General features: G+C 56.0%; 20 protein-coding genes and 3 tRNA genes. 9 read left to right on the forward strand and 14 right to left on the reverse strand.

All coding sequences use genetic code 11. The features are described 5' to 3' along the window. Positions 1–4: 4 nt before the first annotated feature. From HRU87_RS06450 to tilS, 12 genes are read right to left on the reverse strand one after another with little or no spacing between them, the layout of a single operon-like run. Positions 5–190 (reverse strand): hypothetical protein, encoded by a 186-nt coding sequence (locus tag HRU87_RS06450; RefSeq protein ID WP_173494090.1) that lies wholly within the window; start codon positions 188–190, stop codon positions 5–7. Positions 191–197: 7 nt separating this feature from the next. After that, positions 198–1,682, reverse strand: a complete 1,485-nt coding sequence (gene lysS / locus HRU87_RS06455) for a lysine--tRNA ligase (protein WP_246247239.1) — start codon at positions 1,680–1,682, stop codon at positions 198–200. Then, on the reverse strand, positions 1,679–2,524 hold the full coding sequence (gene panC / locus HRU87_RS06460; RefSeq protein WP_173494091.1) for a pantoate--beta-alanine ligase: 846 nt from the start codon (positions 2,522–2,524) through the stop codon (positions 1,679–1,681). Before panC ends, lysS begins: the two co-directional genes overlap by 4 nt. Beyond that, on the reverse strand, positions 2,521–3,201 hold the full coding sequence (locus HRU87_RS06465; RefSeq protein ID WP_246247242.1) for a DUF2520 domain-containing protein: 681 nt from the start codon (positions 3,199–3,201) through the stop codon (positions 2,521–2,523). The genes panC and HRU87_RS06465 overlap by 4 nt, the downstream gene beginning before the upstream one ends. Positions 3,202–3,209: 8 nt before the next feature. Beyond that, entirely contained in the window at positions 3,210–3,659 is a 450-nt protein-coding gene (locus HRU87_RS06470; protein WP_173494093.1) for a DUF3180 domain-containing protein, read from the reverse strand. 10 nt (positions 3,660–3,669) lie between these two features. Next, on the reverse strand, positions 3,670–4,176 hold the full coding sequence (folK, locus tag HRU87_RS06475; RefSeq protein ID WP_173494094.1) for a 2-amino-4-hydroxy-6-hydroxymethyldihydropteridine diphosphokinase: 507 nt from the start codon (positions 4,174–4,176) through the stop codon (positions 3,670–3,672). After that, positions 4,157–4,519 carry a dihydroneopterin aldolase gene (gene folB, locus HRU87_RS06480; protein WP_173494095.1) on the reverse strand — a complete coding sequence of 121 codons (363 nt, stop codon included), beginning with the start codon at positions 4,517–4,519 and terminating at the stop codon, positions 4,157–4,159. The genes folK and folB overlap by 20 nt, the downstream gene beginning before the upstream one ends. Next, complete coding sequence (folP, locus tag HRU87_RS06485; RefSeq protein ID WP_246247245.1) at positions 4,519–5,343, reverse strand: dihydropteroate synthase; 825 nt, start codon at positions 5,341–5,343, stop codon at positions 4,519–4,521. The genes folB and folP overlap by 1 nt, the downstream gene beginning before the upstream one ends. Further along, positions 5,340–5,891 (reverse strand): GTP cyclohydrolase I, encoded by a 552-nt coding sequence (gene folE, locus HRU87_RS06490; protein ID WP_213086390.1) that lies wholly within the window; start codon positions 5,889–5,891, stop codon positions 5,340–5,342. The genes folP and folE overlap by 4 nt, the downstream gene beginning before the upstream one ends. Then, the gene (ftsH, locus tag HRU87_RS06495) at positions 5,881–7,845 is read right to left on the reverse strand and encodes an ATP-dependent zinc metalloprotease FtsH (protein WP_246247248.1); all 1,965 of its coding nucleotides are present in this window, start codon (positions 7,843–7,845) and stop codon (positions 5,881–5,883) included. Before ftsH ends, folE begins: the two co-directional genes overlap by 11 nt. Positions 7,846–7,883: 38 nt before the next feature. Continuing rightward, on the reverse strand, positions 7,884–8,429 hold the full coding sequence (gene hpt / locus HRU87_RS06500) for a hypoxanthine phosphoribosyltransferase (protein ID WP_173494098.1): 546 nt from the start codon (positions 8,427–8,429) through the stop codon (positions 7,884–7,886). Then, positions 8,429–9,478 carry a tRNA lysidine(34) synthetase TilS gene (gene tilS / locus HRU87_RS06505; RefSeq protein WP_246247252.1) on the reverse strand — a complete coding sequence of 350 codons (1,050 nt, stop codon included), beginning with the start codon at positions 9,476–9,478 and terminating at the stop codon, positions 8,429–8,431. The genes hpt and tilS overlap by 1 nt, the downstream gene beginning before the upstream one ends. Positions 9,479–9,498: 20 nt before the next feature. Here tilS and HRU87_RS06510 point away from each other — a divergent pair, with 20 nt between their 5' ends. Further along, positions 9,499–9,978 carry an inorganic diphosphatase gene (locus HRU87_RS06510; protein WP_173494099.1) on the forward strand — a complete coding sequence of 160 codons (480 nt, stop codon included), beginning with the start codon at positions 9,499–9,501 and terminating at the stop codon, positions 9,976–9,978. Between the two features lie 14 nt (positions 9,979–9,992). Further along, entirely contained in the window at positions 9,993–10,373 is a 381-nt protein-coding gene (locus tag HRU87_RS06515) for a nuclear transport factor 2 family protein (protein WP_173494100.1), read from the forward strand. Here HRU87_RS06515 and HRU87_RS06520 read toward each other — a convergent pair. Continuing rightward, positions 10,370–11,578, reverse strand: coding sequence for a C40 family peptidase (locus tag HRU87_RS06520; RefSeq protein ID WP_173494101.1), 1,209 nt, complete (start codon positions 11,576–11,578; stop codon positions 10,370–10,372). The two genes, HRU87_RS06515 and HRU87_RS06520, sit on opposite strands and share 4 nt — an antisense overlap. A 124-nt stretch (positions 11,579–11,702) precedes the next feature. On the opposite strand from HRU87_RS06520, the gene HRU87_RS06525 reads away from it, so the two are divergent. From HRU87_RS06525 to HRU87_RS06545, 5 genes are all read left to right on the forward strand, one after another. Beyond that, a tRNA-Glu gene (locus HRU87_RS06525) sits at positions 11,703–11,775 on the forward strand. A 27-nt stretch (positions 11,776–11,802) separates the two neighbouring features. Further along, positions 11,803–11,876: transfer RNA gene (locus HRU87_RS06530), tRNA-Asp, on the forward strand. 36 nt (positions 11,877–11,912) lie between these two features. Then, positions 11,913–11,985 (forward strand) — tRNA-Phe (locus tag HRU87_RS06535). Positions 11,986–12,006: 21 nt separating this feature from the next. Then, positions 12,007–12,867 (forward strand): EamA family transporter, encoded by an 861-nt coding sequence (locus HRU87_RS06540; RefSeq protein WP_173494102.1) that lies wholly within the window; start codon positions 12,007–12,009, stop codon positions 12,865–12,867. Between the two features lie 10 nt (positions 12,868–12,877). Then, entirely contained in the window at positions 12,878–14,485 is a 1,608-nt protein-coding gene (locus HRU87_RS06545; protein ID WP_173494103.1) for a DHA2 family efflux MFS transporter permease subunit, read from the forward strand. Here HRU87_RS06545 and HRU87_RS06550 read toward each other — a convergent pair. After that, positions 14,472–14,813: a TipAS antibiotic-recognition domain-containing protein gene (locus tag HRU87_RS06550; RefSeq protein WP_173494104.1), complete on the reverse strand. Its 342-nt coding sequence runs from the start codon at positions 14,811–14,813 to the stop codon at positions 14,472–14,474. The genes HRU87_RS06545 and HRU87_RS06550 overlap by 14 nt on opposite strands. A 36-nt stretch (positions 14,814–14,849) precedes the next feature. On the opposite strand from HRU87_RS06550, the gene HRU87_RS06555 reads away from it, so the two are divergent. Beyond that, on the forward strand, positions 14,850–15,227 hold the full coding sequence (locus HRU87_RS06555; protein ID WP_173494105.1) for a FluC/FEX family fluoride channel: 378 nt from the start codon (positions 14,850–14,852) through the stop codon (positions 15,225–15,227). Next, a complete protein-coding gene (locus HRU87_RS06560) occupies positions 15,227–15,580 on the forward strand; it encodes a fluoride efflux transporter FluC (RefSeq protein WP_173494106.1) in 354 nt (117 codons plus the stop codon). The genes HRU87_RS06555 and HRU87_RS06560 overlap by 1 nt, the downstream gene beginning before the upstream one ends. Positions 15,581–15,613: the final 33 nt, after the last annotated feature.

Raw genomic sequence — 15,613 nt, forward strand, 5'->3', positions numbered from 1 at the left:
AGAACTAGGGCTGTTCGCCCAAGGCGTTAGCGCGCTTGGCTCGCTCTTCCGCTTCAATCTTTTGGTAGGCATCGCGCTCACCCTTGTCTGCCCTGAGAATTGAGCGCAGCATTATCCAAAATAGGACGCCGACCAACGCTGGAGGAATCAGCGAAATTAGCGCGTCAAGAATCAAATCCCAAATTTCCATCTCACACCTATTTCACCAGCGGGAACAAAATGGTTTCCCGAATTCCAAGACCGGTCAGGCTCATGAGCAAGCGGTCAATTCCCATCCCCATTCCACCCGATGGCGGCATGCCGAACTCAAGCGCCTTGAGGAACTCTTCGTCCAGTTTCATGGCCTCTGGGTCGCCAGCCTTAGCCAGTTCCATCTGAGCTACAAAACGCTCACGCTGCACAACCGGGTCAACCAGCTCGGAGTAGCCGGTGGCCTGCTCAAAGCCCCTGACGTAGAGGTCCCACTTCTCAACGACGCCACGCTTACTGCGGTGATCCCTGGTCAGCGGTGAGGTATCAACCGGGAAGTCGGTAACGAAGGTTGGCCGATCCAACCCGGGCTTCACAAAGTGCTCCCACAGCTCTTCAACATACTTACCGTGGAGCGGGTGATCGATCTCGATTCCTAGGCTCAGGGAAAGCTTCTTCAGCTCTGCGATGTCGGTGTCCGGGGTAATTTCAACCCCGGCCGCCTCAGACAGGGACTCAAACATAGAAATTCTTGGCCACTGACCCGAGAGGTCATTCTCAGTGCCGTCATCCAGAGTGACGATGTGGGTGCCAAAGACATCCTTTGCCGCATTCTGGATCAGCTCCTGGGTCAGGTCAGCAATCGAGTTGTAATCGCCATAAGCCTCGTATGCCTCGAGCATTGCAAACTCTGGGGAGTGGGTGCGGTCCGCTCCCTCGTTGCGGAAGTTGCGGTTGATCTCATAGACCCGCTCAAGCCCTCCAACCACGGCTCGCTTCAAAAATAACTCAGGGGCAATTCGCAAGAACAACTCGGTGTCGAAGGCGTTGGAGTGGGTCTTGAAAGGCCTTGCCGAAGCTCCACCGTGCACCACCTGGAGCATTGGGGTTTCAACCTCCATGAATGCTCGGTTGGAAAATGTGTTGCGCAGCGACTGCATCACCTCGGAGCGAATTTTCACAACCTCTCGAGCTCGATCTCTAACGATCAAGTCGATGTAGCGGTGCCGAACCCGGTACTCCTCACCGAGGTCATTGTGCAGATTTGGAAGCGGGCGAATCGTCTTCGCAGCCATCAGCCAGCTCTCCGCGAGGACACTGAGCTCCCCGCGCTTTGAAGTGATAACTTCTCCGGCAACAAAAATGTGATCGCCTAGGTCAACCAGCTCTTTCCACTGCTCTAGGGATTCCTCGCCAACCTTGTCGAGCGAAATCATCGCTTGGATTCGCTCACCTGTGCCAGATTGCAGCGAAGCGAAGCAGAGTTTTCCGGTGTTGCGCAGGAACATTACGCGACCGGCAATTCCAACCTGGTCGCCGGTTGCAATATCGGCCTCGAGGTTTGGGTACTGAGCCTTGATCGCTTCGATGGTGTGAGTGACCGGTAGGGAGACGGGATAAGCATCCGAAAGCTCGTTTAGGCGCTCACGCTTTTGCAGGCGGATCGCAATCTGCTCAGGAAGGTCCTGGCCCTCTAACTCTTGCTCGCTCACGATTTCCTATCGATGATCACATTGTCTAGCAGTCGAACATTCCCAACCTTGGCGGCAACAATCAGCAGCGCTGAATTCTTGTTCACTTCGGTGGGTTCAAAGCTGATCGGATCAACCAGCTCTAGATACTCAAGCTTAGCCTCTGGGTGAATTTCAGCCTTTGCTCGCTCAAGGATCTGCCCGCGGGTTGGAAGCGTGGCGCCGGCAAACAGCGCCCTACTCAAACTCTGAGCGATTGGTAATTGCTCGTTAGAGAGAAAACGATTGCGCGAGGACATCGCCAGGCCCGAAGGTTCCCTCACCGTCTCGACCACCACCAAATGACAGTGGTGCCTTCCCCGAGCATTTCGATCCGCAATCAGCTGCGTAACGAGCGCCACCTGCTGGGCATCCTTCTGCCCAAAAAATGCGAAGTCAGGTTCAACCAGATCAAGTAGCCGGTTCACCACCAACAGCATTCCGTTGAAGTGACCCGGTCGACTCTCGCCTTCAAAACGGCTTGCTGCTGCAGGTGCCGAAGGGGCTTCCAGTTGCTCACCTGACGGGTAAATCTCCTGAACACTCGGGGCAAAAACCACATCAACCTCAGCACTTGCCAACAGTTTGGCATCGGCGTCTAAGGTCCTGGGGTATCGGTCAAAGTCCTCGTTGGCACCAAACTGAGTTGGGTTTACAAAAATAGAGACGATCACAAAATCAGAGATTTGCTTGGCGCGCTCAACCAGTTTTAGGTGACCGGCGTGCAGGGCCCCCATGGTTGGCACAAATCCAATGGTCAGCCCCTTACCCCTGGTGCTTGACAGTGCCCCGGAGAGCTCCAGATTGAAATGCGCGGTAATCACGCGAGGGCATCTCCCGCATCGAGCCGAGGGGCGGGTTGGTAAAGCGCCTTCTCAACAGCGCTTCTGACCACCGGACCAATCAGGTTTGCCGGTTGGCTCACTCCGGCATCCGCAAGAATGCCCACGGCCTGCTGCACCACCAGAGATGAAAAACTGCTCGCGACCTCATAGGCCTCGGCGTAAGCAGCGCGCTGCGACTCGAGGATTACAAATGGCTCGCCACCGAGTTCAATGGCGAGGGCCTGGGCGATTGGCAACAGGGGCTCTGGAGCGGAGACCGCAATCGTGGTGTTTTTCAAAACGAGCAAGTCCATGCTGGTTCCGGTGAAGTGCATAACTGGGTGCAGCGCTATTGGAACAGCCCCGCGCAAACCGGCTGCTGCCAAAACTTCGTAGCCACTCAGCGGCGAGACGTGAACCACAATCTTGCGAGGACCAAACAGGCCCAGATCGGTTAGCCCCTCGCACACCAACTGAACATCGGAATTTGGAACAGCCAGCAGCACCAGCTCTGCATCCTCCGCAACGGCAGCCATCGATGCAATTGGCAGATCTGGCAGTAGGGTTTCGATTCTTTCTATCGCCTCGGTTCCTTCAACCGCAGCCCCAATTAGCTCGTGCCCAGCCTGAGCCCACGCTTTGGCCAGCACCGGTCCAACCGGTTCACTTCCGATCACTCCCACCCTCACGCTGCAACCTCTCCGTCAGGATCCTTGGGAAGCCGGCAGTTGTATTCAGCCAGCACTCCGCCAACCAACATGGCGACCGAACTCAGAATTCCAAGCACGGTTTGTGACACAAGGCCAGCTGGGCCAACTGAAATCGTGAGCAGCCACAGCACCTGCCCAAGGTGCCAACCCAAAAAACCCGTGGCGGTGAGAATCACCGCCCGTGCCAACACCAGCAATCGAAAAGACAGCAGTGGATCTGGCCGCTTCACAGTTCCCGAATTCTTCGACTCGGTCTTGATGCGATAAATCAAAATCGGCAGAGTCGCCAGATAAATACCCAGGCCAATTCCAACCAGCGTCGCGGTGAGTGAACCATCGCTGACCGGAAAGCTGTATCCGGTGCTGACCAAAAACTCACTGCCGAGTGCTCCAAACGCCCCGCCCACCAGGAGGAAACCTGCCAAAAGCCGAAGACTAAGCCTCATGGAATTCCCAAACCTCGTGCTCGAGAGAGCGGGCTAAATCCTGAACGCTACCCAGGCCGGGAAGCTTTGCCTGGGGATCAAGCTGGGCCCAGGGCACCAAAACAAAGCCGCGCTCATGGGCTCTTGGGTGCGGAACGATCAGCGCTTTGGTCTCGATCAATTCAGTCCCGTAGGTGATGATGTCAATGTCTAGGGTTCTAGCCGCCCAGCGCTCGATTCGAACTCTTCCAAATTGGTTCTCGAGACGGTTTAGCTCTTCGAGCAGAGCCTTGGGTTTGAGGCTGGTGGCAATTTCCACCACGCCATTTAGATACTTGGGCTGGGCCTGGTCAACACCCGCCTTGGTCACCGCGTGAGACTCGTAGAGCTTTGATTGCCCGAGTACCTTTATCCCCGGCGTCCTTGCCAGGGCGGCAATTGCAGATTGAATGGTTTGGACTCGGTCACCCAGGTTACCTCCGAGTGCCAAAACCGACCTAGTCTTCTCGCCTGCCATGCTGAACGCTCACGGTTACGTCTGAAAAAACATGGTCTATCGGGGCCTGAGGCTTGTGCACGGTGATCTTGCAGAAGGTTATTTTTGAATCCAGGGAAATCACCGCAGCCAGCAGGTGTTCTGCAAGGGTCTCAATCAAATCAAAAGTGTTTGATTTGGCACTCACGACCAGAAGATCTGCAACTGCTGCGTAAGAGACGGTCTGTGAAATCTGATCACCGGCCTCGGCCTCAAGCTGGTACTCAACGTCAATCAAAAACTTCTGACCGTAGGCACGCTCATGCTCGAGCACCCCGTGGTAGGCAAAAACCTCAAGGCCGCTCAGCTGCAGGGTGTAGCGCACTAGATGGACTCCTTGAGCTTTTTCACAATCGCAATTGTGTCAGCTGTGAGCTCAACATTGTGAACCCTGACCCCCCATAGCCCGCGCTGCAACAGCAATGCGGTCAGAACGGCAGTTGCAACATCCCTGCGCTGATTAGTTACACCGGCCGGATTTTCAGAATCCAACGCGGTAGCCAGAAAGCGCTTCCTGGAGGCGCCCACCAAAACCGGTAGCCCAAGGTTCTCAAGCTCATCTAACCGAGCCACCAGCTCCCAGTTCTGATCGATGTCTTTTGCAAATCCAAGACCCGGGTCGACAATAATTCGATCCCTGGAAATGCCTGACGCGATTGCAACCGCAACCTGCTCACTGAGCTCAGCCACCACATCCTTGGCAACATCCCGATAGCCGTTGAGTTGATCCATCACCTGCGAGTGTCCACGCCAATGGCCAAGAATGTATTTGCAACCGAGCGGAGCTAGGGCGGCAAACATCTGCTTGTCCGCAAGACCGCCCGACACGTCGTTGACGTAATCAGCACCGGCTAACACCGCAAGCCGCGCGGTCTCTGCGTTCATGGTGTCGATGGAAACCTCAACATCGAGTTCGGCCTTGAGTGCGGCGATAACACCCAGAACACGCTGCTGCTCTTCAGCTGGGCTGACTCGATTTGCTCCAGGCCGCGTGGACTCGCCACCAACATCCAAGATGTGTGCGCCCTGAGCGACCAAAAGTCTGCCCTGCTCGAGAGCTGCCTCTGGATTTAGAAAAAGCCCACCGTCACTGAATGAGTCTGGGGTCACATTGATGACTCCCATTACCTTCGGGGCCTGCCAAATCATCGGCCGATCAGCCCCATTACCTCGGCACGCTGGACCGGATCAGAGAACTTTCCTCTGGTCGCCATGGTGATGGTATTGACCTCGGGCTGTCTGGCACCGCGACTAGCAACGCACTGGTGACGAGCCTCGATAACCACTACAACGCCCTGGGCATCCAAGCCCTGCATCAAGGCATCGGCAACTTGGGCAGTCAGGTTCTCCTGGAGCTGGGGTCGAGAGGCAAGTATCTCAATGACGCTGGCTAACCGGCCAAGCCCGGCAACCTTCGCCGATGGCAGGTAGGCAATGTGAGCAAATCCAGTAAAAGGGAGCAGGTGGTGCTCGCAGATTGAGACCAGCTCGATGTCCTTGAGGATTACCGCCTCGTTGTGCTCCGCGGGAAAGAGTTCTCCCAGGGCATCGAGCGGATCTTTACCGATTCCTTTGAAAAAGGACTGGTAGGCGTCGGCTACTTTGGAGGGGGTTGCAGAAAGCTCTGGGCGATCCGGATTCTCGCCGATAGCAATCAGCAGCTCGCGAACCGCAGCCTTTATCCGATCAGCTTGCACTTTCTTCCTTGGTCTCGGGCTTTGGCTCCTCTGGAAGAGCTTCAAGCTGCTTAACCTTGCGCCTTGGAACCGCGATTGGTCCCTTGGTGCTGAGGGTGCGCTTGGTGGAGGAACGCCAGGTGGTGCGATCTGGAAGCTTCTTAATCCCCTTGAAGATCTTGGCGATTTCGTCTTGGTTCAGAGTCTCCTGCTCCAGGAGCGCTTTGGCCAAGCGGTCCAAGATCACTCGGTTGGAGGTTAGGGCCTTGTGGGCCTCATCGAGCGCCCCATCCAGGATGATTCGGACTTCGGCATCAACCTGCTGGGCTAACTCGTTGGAGTATTCGCGCTGCGAACCCAGGTCTCTTCCCAGGAATGGCTCGGAAGATCCGCTCCCCAGCGAAATTGCCCCAACGCGCTGGCTCATGCCGTATTTGGTAACCATGGTGCGGGCGATGCTGGTGGCCTTCTCGAAGTCATTTGATGCACCGGTGGTTGGGTCCTTGAAAACAATTTCCTCGGCGATTCGACCACCCATGGCATAGGCAATTTGATCCAGCAACTGGTTTCTGGTGATCGAGTAGCGATCCTCCATTGGCATCACCATGGTGTAACCGAGGGCCCGACCTCTGGGGAGGATAGTGATTTTGGTTACCGGGTCCGAGTGGTTCAGGCTGCCGGCAACCAGGGCGTGGCCTGCCTCGTGGTAGGCGGTGATTAGGCGCTCGTGGTCCCGCATCAGGGTGGACTTCTTCTGAGGTCCGCCAATGACGCGATCAATGGCCTCATCAATAATCTCGTTGTCGATCACCTTGCGGTTCAGTCGCGCTGCCAAAAGTGCAGCTTCGTTCAACACGTTGGCCAAGTCGGCTCCGGTGAAGCCGGGGGTTCTTCTGGCGACCAGCTCAAGATCGACATCCTCGGACAGCGGCTTGTTCTTGGCGTGAATCCCGAGGATCTGCTCCCTGCCCTTTAGATCCGGCGAGGACACCCCGACCTGACGGTCAAAACGGCCTGGACGCAGCAGGGCTGGGTCGAGCACGTCCGGCCGGTTTGTAGCGGCAATCAGGATTACGTTGGTGTTGGTGTCAAAGCCGTCCATCTCAACCAATAGCTGGTTCAGGGTTTGCTCGCGCTCATCGTTTCCGCCACCGATGCCGGTACCGCGGTGGCGACCAACCGCGTCAATTTCATCCACGAAAATGATTGCCGGGGCGGCCTGCTTGGCCTGGTCAAAAAGATCTCGAACCCTCGAAGCACCGACACCCACAAACATCTCCACAAAGTCCGATCCGGAGATAGAGAAAAATGGCACGCCGGCCTCGCCTGCGACAGCTTTGGCAACCAAAGTCTTACCGGTTCCTGGAGGGCCGTAGAGCAAAACTCCGCGAGGAATCTTCGCTCCCATCTCCTGGAACTTCTTTGGGTCCTTTAGGAAGTCCTTGATTTCAACAAGCTCCTCCATAGCCTCTTCGATGCCTGCGACATCTTTGAAGGTGATGCTCGAAGTCTCCTTGGTGACCATCTTGGCTCTGGACTTACCGAAGTTCATGACCCCTCGGCCACCGCCACCCATTGATCCCATCAGGAACCAGAACAGCGCAACCAGAATGATGATCGGAAGCAGGGAACCGAGCAGGGCAACGTACCAGGGGGTGCGGACCACCTCATCGGTCCAACCGTCTTGAACAGGCGCTGCCGCAACTGCCTGAGCAACCGCGACCTCTCGACCCATGGCGTAGAAGAACTGAATGTGGTCACCGTATTCGGCATCCGCCTGGCTGAGCACAACATCGACCCGCTGATCGCCGTCAAAGATTTTGACGGTCTTGGCCTTGCCGGTCTCAATCAGCTCGAGACCAACCTGGGTGTCAACCTTGGTGTACTGCTGGGCAGTCATCAACTGGCTACCAATCAGCATTACGGCAAGTGCCAACCCAATCCACAACCAGGGACCGCGCAAAAACTTTTTCATAGACGTCTTCATCTGAGGCTGATGCCCCTCTCTAATCTCTAGCTGTAGACGGCTGGGGACAGAATCCCAACGCCGTCCATTGACCGGTAGGACTCGTTGAAATCGAGTCCGTAACCGACAACAAACTCATTGGGGATATCAAACCCCACCCATCTGACAGCTATTTCAACCTTCGCCGCATCTGGCTTGCGCAGCAGCGTCACAATCTCTACAGATGCTGCCCCACGGGCCTTGAGGTTGGCTGTGAGCCAGGAAAGCGTGAGGCCGGAGTCGATGATGTCTTCAACGATCAGCACATTGCGATCTTTGACATCGGTGTCCAAGTCTTTGAGAATTCGAACCACGCCCGAGGAAACCGTCCCAGAACCGTAGGAGGAAACCGCCATCCAATCCTGCTTGGTCGGAATCTGCATGGCCCTCGAGAGATCAGCCATGAACGGGACCGCACCCTTGAGAATTCCCACCAGCAAAACATCTTTGTCCGCGTAGAAAGCGTCAATTTTTGGAGCTAGCTCTTGAATCTTCTCCCGAATCTGCTCCGCGGTGACTAGAACTTCTTTGATGTCCGGGTGGTTGAGATGCACTAGCAGGCTCCTGGGTTTTGGGGCTTGGTCTTGGTAAAGATCAGCTGGTCTTTTACCCGCTCTACTGTAATGCCAGATAGCGAGGCAGGTTTCTGCCCGTGCCAATTGGTGATCAGCTCCTCAACCTGCTGAATTTGGGCCTGGGTTGCTCCCCCCGCTCCGGCGGCGGTGGCGATTAGGTGAAGTGCCTTGGTTCGGACTGCGCGTGGAGCTTCCGCAAACTTCGACACTTGGTAAGCCACGCTCTTGGCCGTTGCAGAAAGCTTTGCCGAGGCAGTCAGTTCGCCTGCCAAGGCGGTTATAACCTCGTCAGCCTCTGCCGCCATGCCCGCGGTCCTCGCGAGCGCCGAGGCAAAGCCCGGCCCGAGCTCTTGCTCCAGCGTGGCAAGTAGGTTTCTGGCCCTAACTCGCAAAAACTTCGGGTCTTGATTGTGCGGGTCCTCCCAAAAATTCAATCCCTGGTCTCGGCAGGCGGTTCTGAGGTCCGATCTAGATAGTCCTAAGAACGGTCTGAGCAGATTTCTAGCGGGATCGAAACTTTCCATACCGGAGATCGAAGTGAGGCCGGAACCCCTGGCCAACCCAAGCAGCACGGTCTCGGCCTGATCCTCAAGATTGTGCCCGGTTAGCACCGCGGCAGCCCCCTCCGAGATCCGGACGCGCTCAATGGCCTGATAGCGGGCAGCTCTGGCAGCAGCCTCCAAGCCCTCTCCGTTTGGTTTAACTTCAACCTTGACCACCAGAACCGGGTGCAATCCCAGCCCCTCACAAGTCAGCTTGGCCTGGTGGGCGATATCCTCAGATCCCGACTGAAGACCGTGATCCACAATTACCGCACCGCCGGCAAGCCCCATGCGCGGCGCCTCAAACGCCAGAGCGGCTGCGAGAGCGACTGAATCCCCGCCGCCGGATACTGCCGCCAGAACCAATTCACCCTTGTGAAGGTTCAGAATCTGCAGCGACTCTCGAACCGCACGCCGAGCGTCCGCCACCGCACTGGTGAGCCTTGGTCGCACTGGCATGGTTCTCGATTCGATAATCTTTTCCAAAAGCCTATTTAGGAGAAGCAGTGTCTTACGACGTAGTTATTGAGATTCCAAAGGGATCCCGCAACAAATATGAGGTTGACCACGAGACCGGACGGGTCTATTTGGACCGTGTGCTGTTCACCGGATTCGTTTACCCAACCGACTACGGCTTCTTTGAGAACACCCTTGGTGGCGATGGCGACCCACTGGATGCACTGGTTTTGCTTGAGTACCCACTGTTCCCCGGTGTCGGAGTGAAAGTTCGCCCGGTAGGCATGCTTGTCATGGAGGATGACGGTGGAGTAGACGAGAAGGTGCTCTGCGTCCCTCACAAGGATCCACGCTGGGGCCACATCCAAGACCTAGGCGATGTTTCTGCGCAGGTCAAGAACGAAATTGAACACTTCTTCTCGCACTACAAAGACCTCGAGCCCGGTAAGTGGGTCAAGATTCAGGGCTGGAAGGACAAGGCAGCCGCCGAAGAGGTAATCGCCGCCGCCTACGCAAACTACAAGCACTAGTTTCAGGAGAAACCGTGGAGACCTCAAGTATCGACATTGGCATCATAAAGCTGCTTGATGACTACTTCGAGGTCATTCACGCCCAAAACATGGAGCTGTTTGATCAGGTCTTTCACCCGCAGTGCTGCCTCTACTCCTCCAAGGATTCAGAGCCAGTGCTGAGACCCTACGAGCTTTACCGCTCTCAGGTGGCGGGCAGGCAGTCTCCAGCGGAACTGGGTAACCCGCGCAAGGACGAGATTCTCATGGTCGATCAACTAAGTGACACCATGGCCCTTGCCAAGGTTCAGCTGCAAATGTTTGGCGGAGTGATGCAGGACTACCTAAACCTGATCAAGCTTGACGGGAAGTGGTGGGTCATCGCAAAGCTCTACGAGCAGGTTGGCACCTACTAGTTGCTGTTGGCGGTTGGCCTAGCTGCGTATGGGAAAAGCTCACCGTAGCGAACCGGCACGATCCGCACGGTCCTCGCTGGGTTTGGGGCTTCGAGCATCATTCCATCACCGAGGTAAATAGCCGTGTGGTACTTGTCTCCGGAGAAGTTCGAAGAAGTGGTCCACCAAATTAGATCACCGCGCTGAGCGTCTTGGAACGGCACCAATTTCTTCTCAGCAGCCATCAGGTTGAACTGTGCCGTGGCAGAGTGCCAGCCGATGTAAACCCCGGCAGCCGCATAACTTTTCATCGTGATGCCCGAGCAGTCCCAAACACTTGGCCCAGCACCACCCAGCACGTAGCGCTCTCCCAACTGCGCGGAGGCAAATGCCAGCGCCTGCTCGACCTTTGCGGAGTCGGGAGCTCCCACGGTGTAGAGCTCCGGTGCTGTAGGGGCGGTTTTCACTAGGGCTTGGCGACGCTCCGCTTCGAGGCCTTCGCGGCGCTGCCGCTCCAGATCACTCGCGGTGTCTTTAAGAGTTGCCAGTTGGCTCATCATGTCCGCGCGCTGCGACTCGGATTCGGCAACCTTGGCGATCACTGCATCTGCCGCCGCCTTGGCCTCTCTATAAAGTTTTTCTGCCGCTGCCCTGCGGTCTTCTAGCTCGTCTTGGGCGCTGGCCAACTCGGCCGCCAACGCTTCTGCATCGGCTTGCTTAGCAAGTGACTGCTGATAAATAGCCTGGGTGCGCTGGGCAACCACATCGCTAGCCCCGAGTTGATAGAGCAGCTCATCTGAATTCTCGGGGTTGAAAAAGATCTCGAGGGTGGTGTTGCCGCTAGTTCCCTGGCGATACATGCGAGCGATGATTTGACCCAGCTGAGTCTTGGCGGCCTCGGCCTCGGCCCCAGCCTGGGTAACTTTTTCCTGCAGGCCCTCAACCTTGGCTGCCATCTCGTTTACCGCCTGCTTGGCCTGGTTGTACTGCTCGTTTTTCTGCAGTGCAACTCGCTCCAGGGCATCCGCCTCAGTCTGAAGTTCATCCAGAATGCCCTCGATGCGGGTGATCATCTTTTTCTTTTCTTCGACGTTTCGCTTTGCGGCGGCAACCTCTGCGGCCGAAGGGTAATCCGGGACAGCCCATGCCGGTCCGAGAGTCATCGAAGTGAAAACCAGTCCGGCGCCAGCGAGCGCCGCAATCACTAATTGCCTGGATTTCCGCATGACACCTCCGCTCCGATGCTAACCCGAACTTTCAAGTATTACCTGAGAGTTCCCCAAGTGTTGCGCAACAGGGCCGTTAGCCAGTAATGTTGTGCGTCGGTGCTTTTGAAGTCGCCAGCTTCACGGCCCCATCGTTTAGTGGCCTAGGACGCTGCCCTTTCACGGCAGTAGCACGGGTTCGAATCCCGTTGGGGTCACTCAGGCGATGTTGGAAGTACCACTCTGGCTCCGTAGCGCAGTTGGTTAGCGCGCCGCCCTGTCACGGCGGAGGTCGCGGGTTCAAGTCCCGTCGGAGTCGCTTCGCTTTAAAAGGCGAATGGGGAGTCTCTCTCCAGGCTCTGTAGCTCAGTTGGTAGAGCGAACGACTGAAAATCGTTAGGTCACCGGATCGACGCCGGTCGGAGCCACCGCAAAAGTAAGGCGGACAAGTGACCATCATCTTTGGTTTACTGTCCGCCTTTTCTTATGGCTACGCGGACTTCGTGGGGGCACTGGCCGCCAAAAGAGTCCGAGCCATCTCGGTCACAACGATTTCCTTCAGCTTTGGATTGCTGATCGCTCTGGTGCTGAGCATCCCGATCGGTGCCAACTATTCGCCCGCAGCTATTAGCACCGGCATCTACGCCGGTGTCGCATCCGGCATTGCAATAAGTTGCCTTTACGCAGCACTCGCCCTCGGACCCATTTCCATAGTTAGCCCACTAACGGCTGTTATCAGCGCGGTGATTCCGGTTCTGTTTGATCTTGCGACCGGCACTCAGCTCGGGCCCTATTCGATTTTGGCGATCGTGCTGGTGCTAATCGCTGTGGTGCTGGTGGCGTTTGTGCCGGGGCCAGATGTTCGGCTTCCAAGTCTCAGGGCTATGGTTTTTTCAGTTGGGTCGGGGCTTGGCTTTGCCGGCATCTTTGTATTTTTAGATTCAGCTCCCTCAGACAGCGGGCTCTCAACACTGGTCGTAATGCGAGTGGTTGGGATCGCACTGATGCTGCTAGGGCTGAGCTACTTGTTTTTCACATCAAAGCCCGCCCACTTCCTTGAGCCGCAATTGTTCTCCAAGTCGCTAGTGTGGCTGGTGTTGCTTGCTGGCTCAGGCGATGTGCTGGGCAACGTTGCCTTTCTAGTCGCCACCAGGGCTGGAGATCTTGCAGTGGCAGCGGTGCTGACATCGCTCTATCCAGTGGGGACAATTTTGCTGGCGAGGATTGTTTTGAAAGAAAGAATTGCCAAGAGTCAAACAGTCGGGATTTTCCTGGCCATGGCAGCCTGCGGGCTGCTAGCAATGAACTGAAGAAGGATAAATGTCTCAGACCAAAAACCGCTGGGTTGCCCTGCTGTTCATCTCGCTGGCCATCTCGCTGGTAATAATTGACGGAACCATCGTCAACACCATTTTCCCTCAGGTGATTGCGGACCTAGACCTCACCTCAACCGAGGTTCAGTGGGTCCAGGAATCCTACGTTTTGGTATTTGCATCCCTGCTTTTGGTTTGGGGATCGCTGGCTGATCGCTTCGGTCGAAAGCTCATGCTGGTTCTAGGCATCCTGGTGTTTGTGGCGGCCTCGGTTTGGGCCGGCTACACCGAGAGTGCAGAGGCCATGATCTTGGCCAGGGTGGTCCAGGGAGTCGGTGGCGCGATGGTGCTCCCCACCACGCTCTCGCTGGTGAACGCCAACTTCCAGGGCAAAGAGCGTGGCATAGCCTTTGCTGTTTGGGGTGCCACCATCGGTGGCATGGTTGCCGTTGGTCCAGTGCTCGGCGGCTGGTTGGCCACCGACTTCACTTGGCGCTGGGCGTTTTTGATCAACCTTCCCCTGGGAATCATCATCGTTGCCGGCTTGCTCTACTTCTTAGGTGAATCAAAGTCACCGCAGCGAGCCGGGGGTATTGACTGGGTTGGTTCAGCCATCTCAGTCGTGATGTTTGCAACCCTGGTATTTGGCCTGATCGAAGGCCGCGTTTACGGCTGGTGGGAAATCAATCCCAAGAACCAGTTCCAGATTGGCGATTTCGCCTGGCCTGAAACTGGCATTTCGGTTATCCCGGTTTCACTCGCAATTTCTGCAATCTCCACGCTGGCTTTTATCCTCTGGGAGCGCAGGCGCGAACGCCAGCACAAGAATGTGCTGCTGGATCTGCAGCTGTTCTCAATTGCCTCTTTCCGCAACGGTTCAATCGCCGCCACCATCATCTCGATGGGTGAATTCGGAGTCCTGTTTGCCATCCCGCTTTGGCTGCAGAACGTGTTGGGCCTAAGCCCGGTCAGCTCCGGTCTGGTACTGCTGTGGCTGGCCGGTGGTGCATTCATGGCCTCTGGTATCGGTGGAGCACTCTCCGGAAAGTTACCGGCCTTCAGAGCGGTTCAGATTGGCGTCCTGCTTGAACTGGTTGGAGTTGCGGGAGTTGGGCTTTTTGCCTCCACAGACCTCGGCTGGGGAGCAATCGCTCCAGCGCTATTTATCTACGGCATCGGTATTGGATTGGCAACCGCACAGTTGACCGGCGTAATCATGGTTGATGTCCCGATGGACAAAGTGGGGCAAGGTTCTGGTTCGCAGTCCACGGTTCGTCAAATCGGCTCTGCACTTGGAATAGCAGTTTTAGGAACCGTGCTATTCACCGGCACGCAGTCATCCTTTGAGGATCGCCTGAGCGAACTCAATGTTTCTAAAGAGCAGTCAGTTGTTCTAGTTGACGCTGTCGTCGACTCTTCGGGTGGGGCTATCCCCGGCTTGGCTCAGTACCTCAGTTCAGTCCAGGTCCCAGCCGAGGCGGCTGAAGAGATTCAAATTGCCGCGGGAGAGGCTTTTACTGACGGAGCTAAGTTGGCAGCTTGGGCAGCCGGAGCCTTCCTGCTGCTCGGCTTTGCCTCAACCTTCAGACTGGGAAGAAAAACTAAGACAGCCTAGAGTCGGCGAAGTGGCAAACCGCATCGTAGATGTATTTGCCTAAGCCTTCGCGATAGCTCTCGTAACTGTCCCGGTATTCGGTTGGCAGAATGTAACTCATGGCCAGGGACTTGTAGCTCTCTTTGCTGGGAGTCCAAAACTTTAGGCAAAAGTCGTAGTGGCGCTGAACCGCCTGCTGCATCTCTGAACTGGAGTAGCCAAGGCCTGCATCGAGGTGCTGCACCATCTGCTTGGTGATGGAATCGAACTCCACCGCAAACTGGCTGTTTTGCTCTTTGGTGTAGTTGTTCTGGTAGTAGTTTCCGGCAGTGAAACTTTGATCATTCACATTCTGGATTCTAGTTTTTGCCGCTAGGTTTTTCCTATGGCTCACAATCGAATATTGTTCGGCTACGTCTTTCTGGGGGGCGTGCTGGGGACAATGTTGCGCTACCTACTTTTTGAACTAATTGCGACCCTGGCCGAGTATCCAACCTATGAACTGATAGCGCTATTTGTTGTCAACCTGCTCGGTGCCTTTTTCCTAGGGGTAACGGCCCGCTACCCATACTTCCAACTTGAAACCTGCCGCAACCTTTGGGGGATTGGTTTCGCCGGGGCCTTCACAACCATGAGCGCCGTGACACTATTCATTGATTTTGAAGGCTTTGGCATTGAGATCGCCCTGATGCTCTTGCTGGGTTTCCTGCTCTACTGGGCTGGATTCACGATTGGCCGTCGGGCGGCAAAGCGGGCCAACTAATGGATCTGAACTCACTGCTAGTTTTTATCCTGATCGGCATCGCAGGCGGTATCGGCTCAGTGCTGCGCGCTTGGATAACTCAGTGGCGGGGGTTTTTGCCCTACGGCCTGATCTCAACAAACTCGGTGGCAGCGGGACTGGTTGGCTGGTGGCTGGCTGGCCCAACCCTAACTGCCGACTACTCTGCCGTAATCACGGTCGGCCTGGCCGGAGGTCTATCGACCTTCTCCACGCTGGCCAAAGATAGTTTTGATTTTTACCACCGAGGCCGGATCTTTCAGGCGATTCTCACCATGGTCACGAACCTGATTATTCCCCTGGCTGTGATGATGCTCGCCACGCAGTTGCGCTAGCCCTGCTAGAATCTCCCAAGATTTGAATAGGTT

The organism is Aquiluna borgnonia, from assembly GCF_013283855.1.
Classification (GTDB): Bacteria; Actinomycetota; Actinomycetes; order Actinomycetales; family Microbacteriaceae; genus Aquiluna; species Aquiluna borgnonia.

Coding starts and splice junctions, on each gene's coding strand:
- HRU87_RS06450 (WP_173494090.1), bottom strand. CDS start 190: ATGGAAATTTGGGATTTGATTCTTGACGCGCTAATTTCGCTGATTCCT.
- folK (WP_173494094.1), bottom strand. CDS start 4,176: ATGGCAGGCGAGAAGACTAGGTCGGTTTTGGCACTCGGAGGTAACCTG.
- folP (WP_246247245.1), bottom strand. CDS start 5,343: ATGATTTGGCAGGCCCCGAAGGTAATGGGAGTCATCAATGTGACCCCA.
- ftsH (WP_246247248.1), bottom strand. CDS start 7,845: ATGAAAAAGTTTTTGCGCGGTCCCTGGTTGTGGATTGGGTTGGCACTT.
- HRU87_RS06520 (WP_173494101.1), bottom strand. CDS start 11,578: ATGCGGAAATCCAGGCAATTAGTGATTGCGGCGCTCGCTGGCGCCGGA.
- HRU87_RS06545 (WP_173494103.1), top strand. CDS start 12,878: ATGTCTCAGACCAAAAACCGCTGGGTTGCCCTGCTGTTCATCTCGCTG.
- HRU87_RS06555 (WP_173494105.1), top strand. CDS start 14,850: ATGGCTCACAATCGAATATTGTTCGGCTACGTCTTTCTGGGGGGCGTG.
- HRU87_RS06560 (WP_173494106.1), top strand. CDS start 15,227: ATGGATCTGAACTCACTGCTAGTTTTTATCCTGATCGGCATCGCAGGC.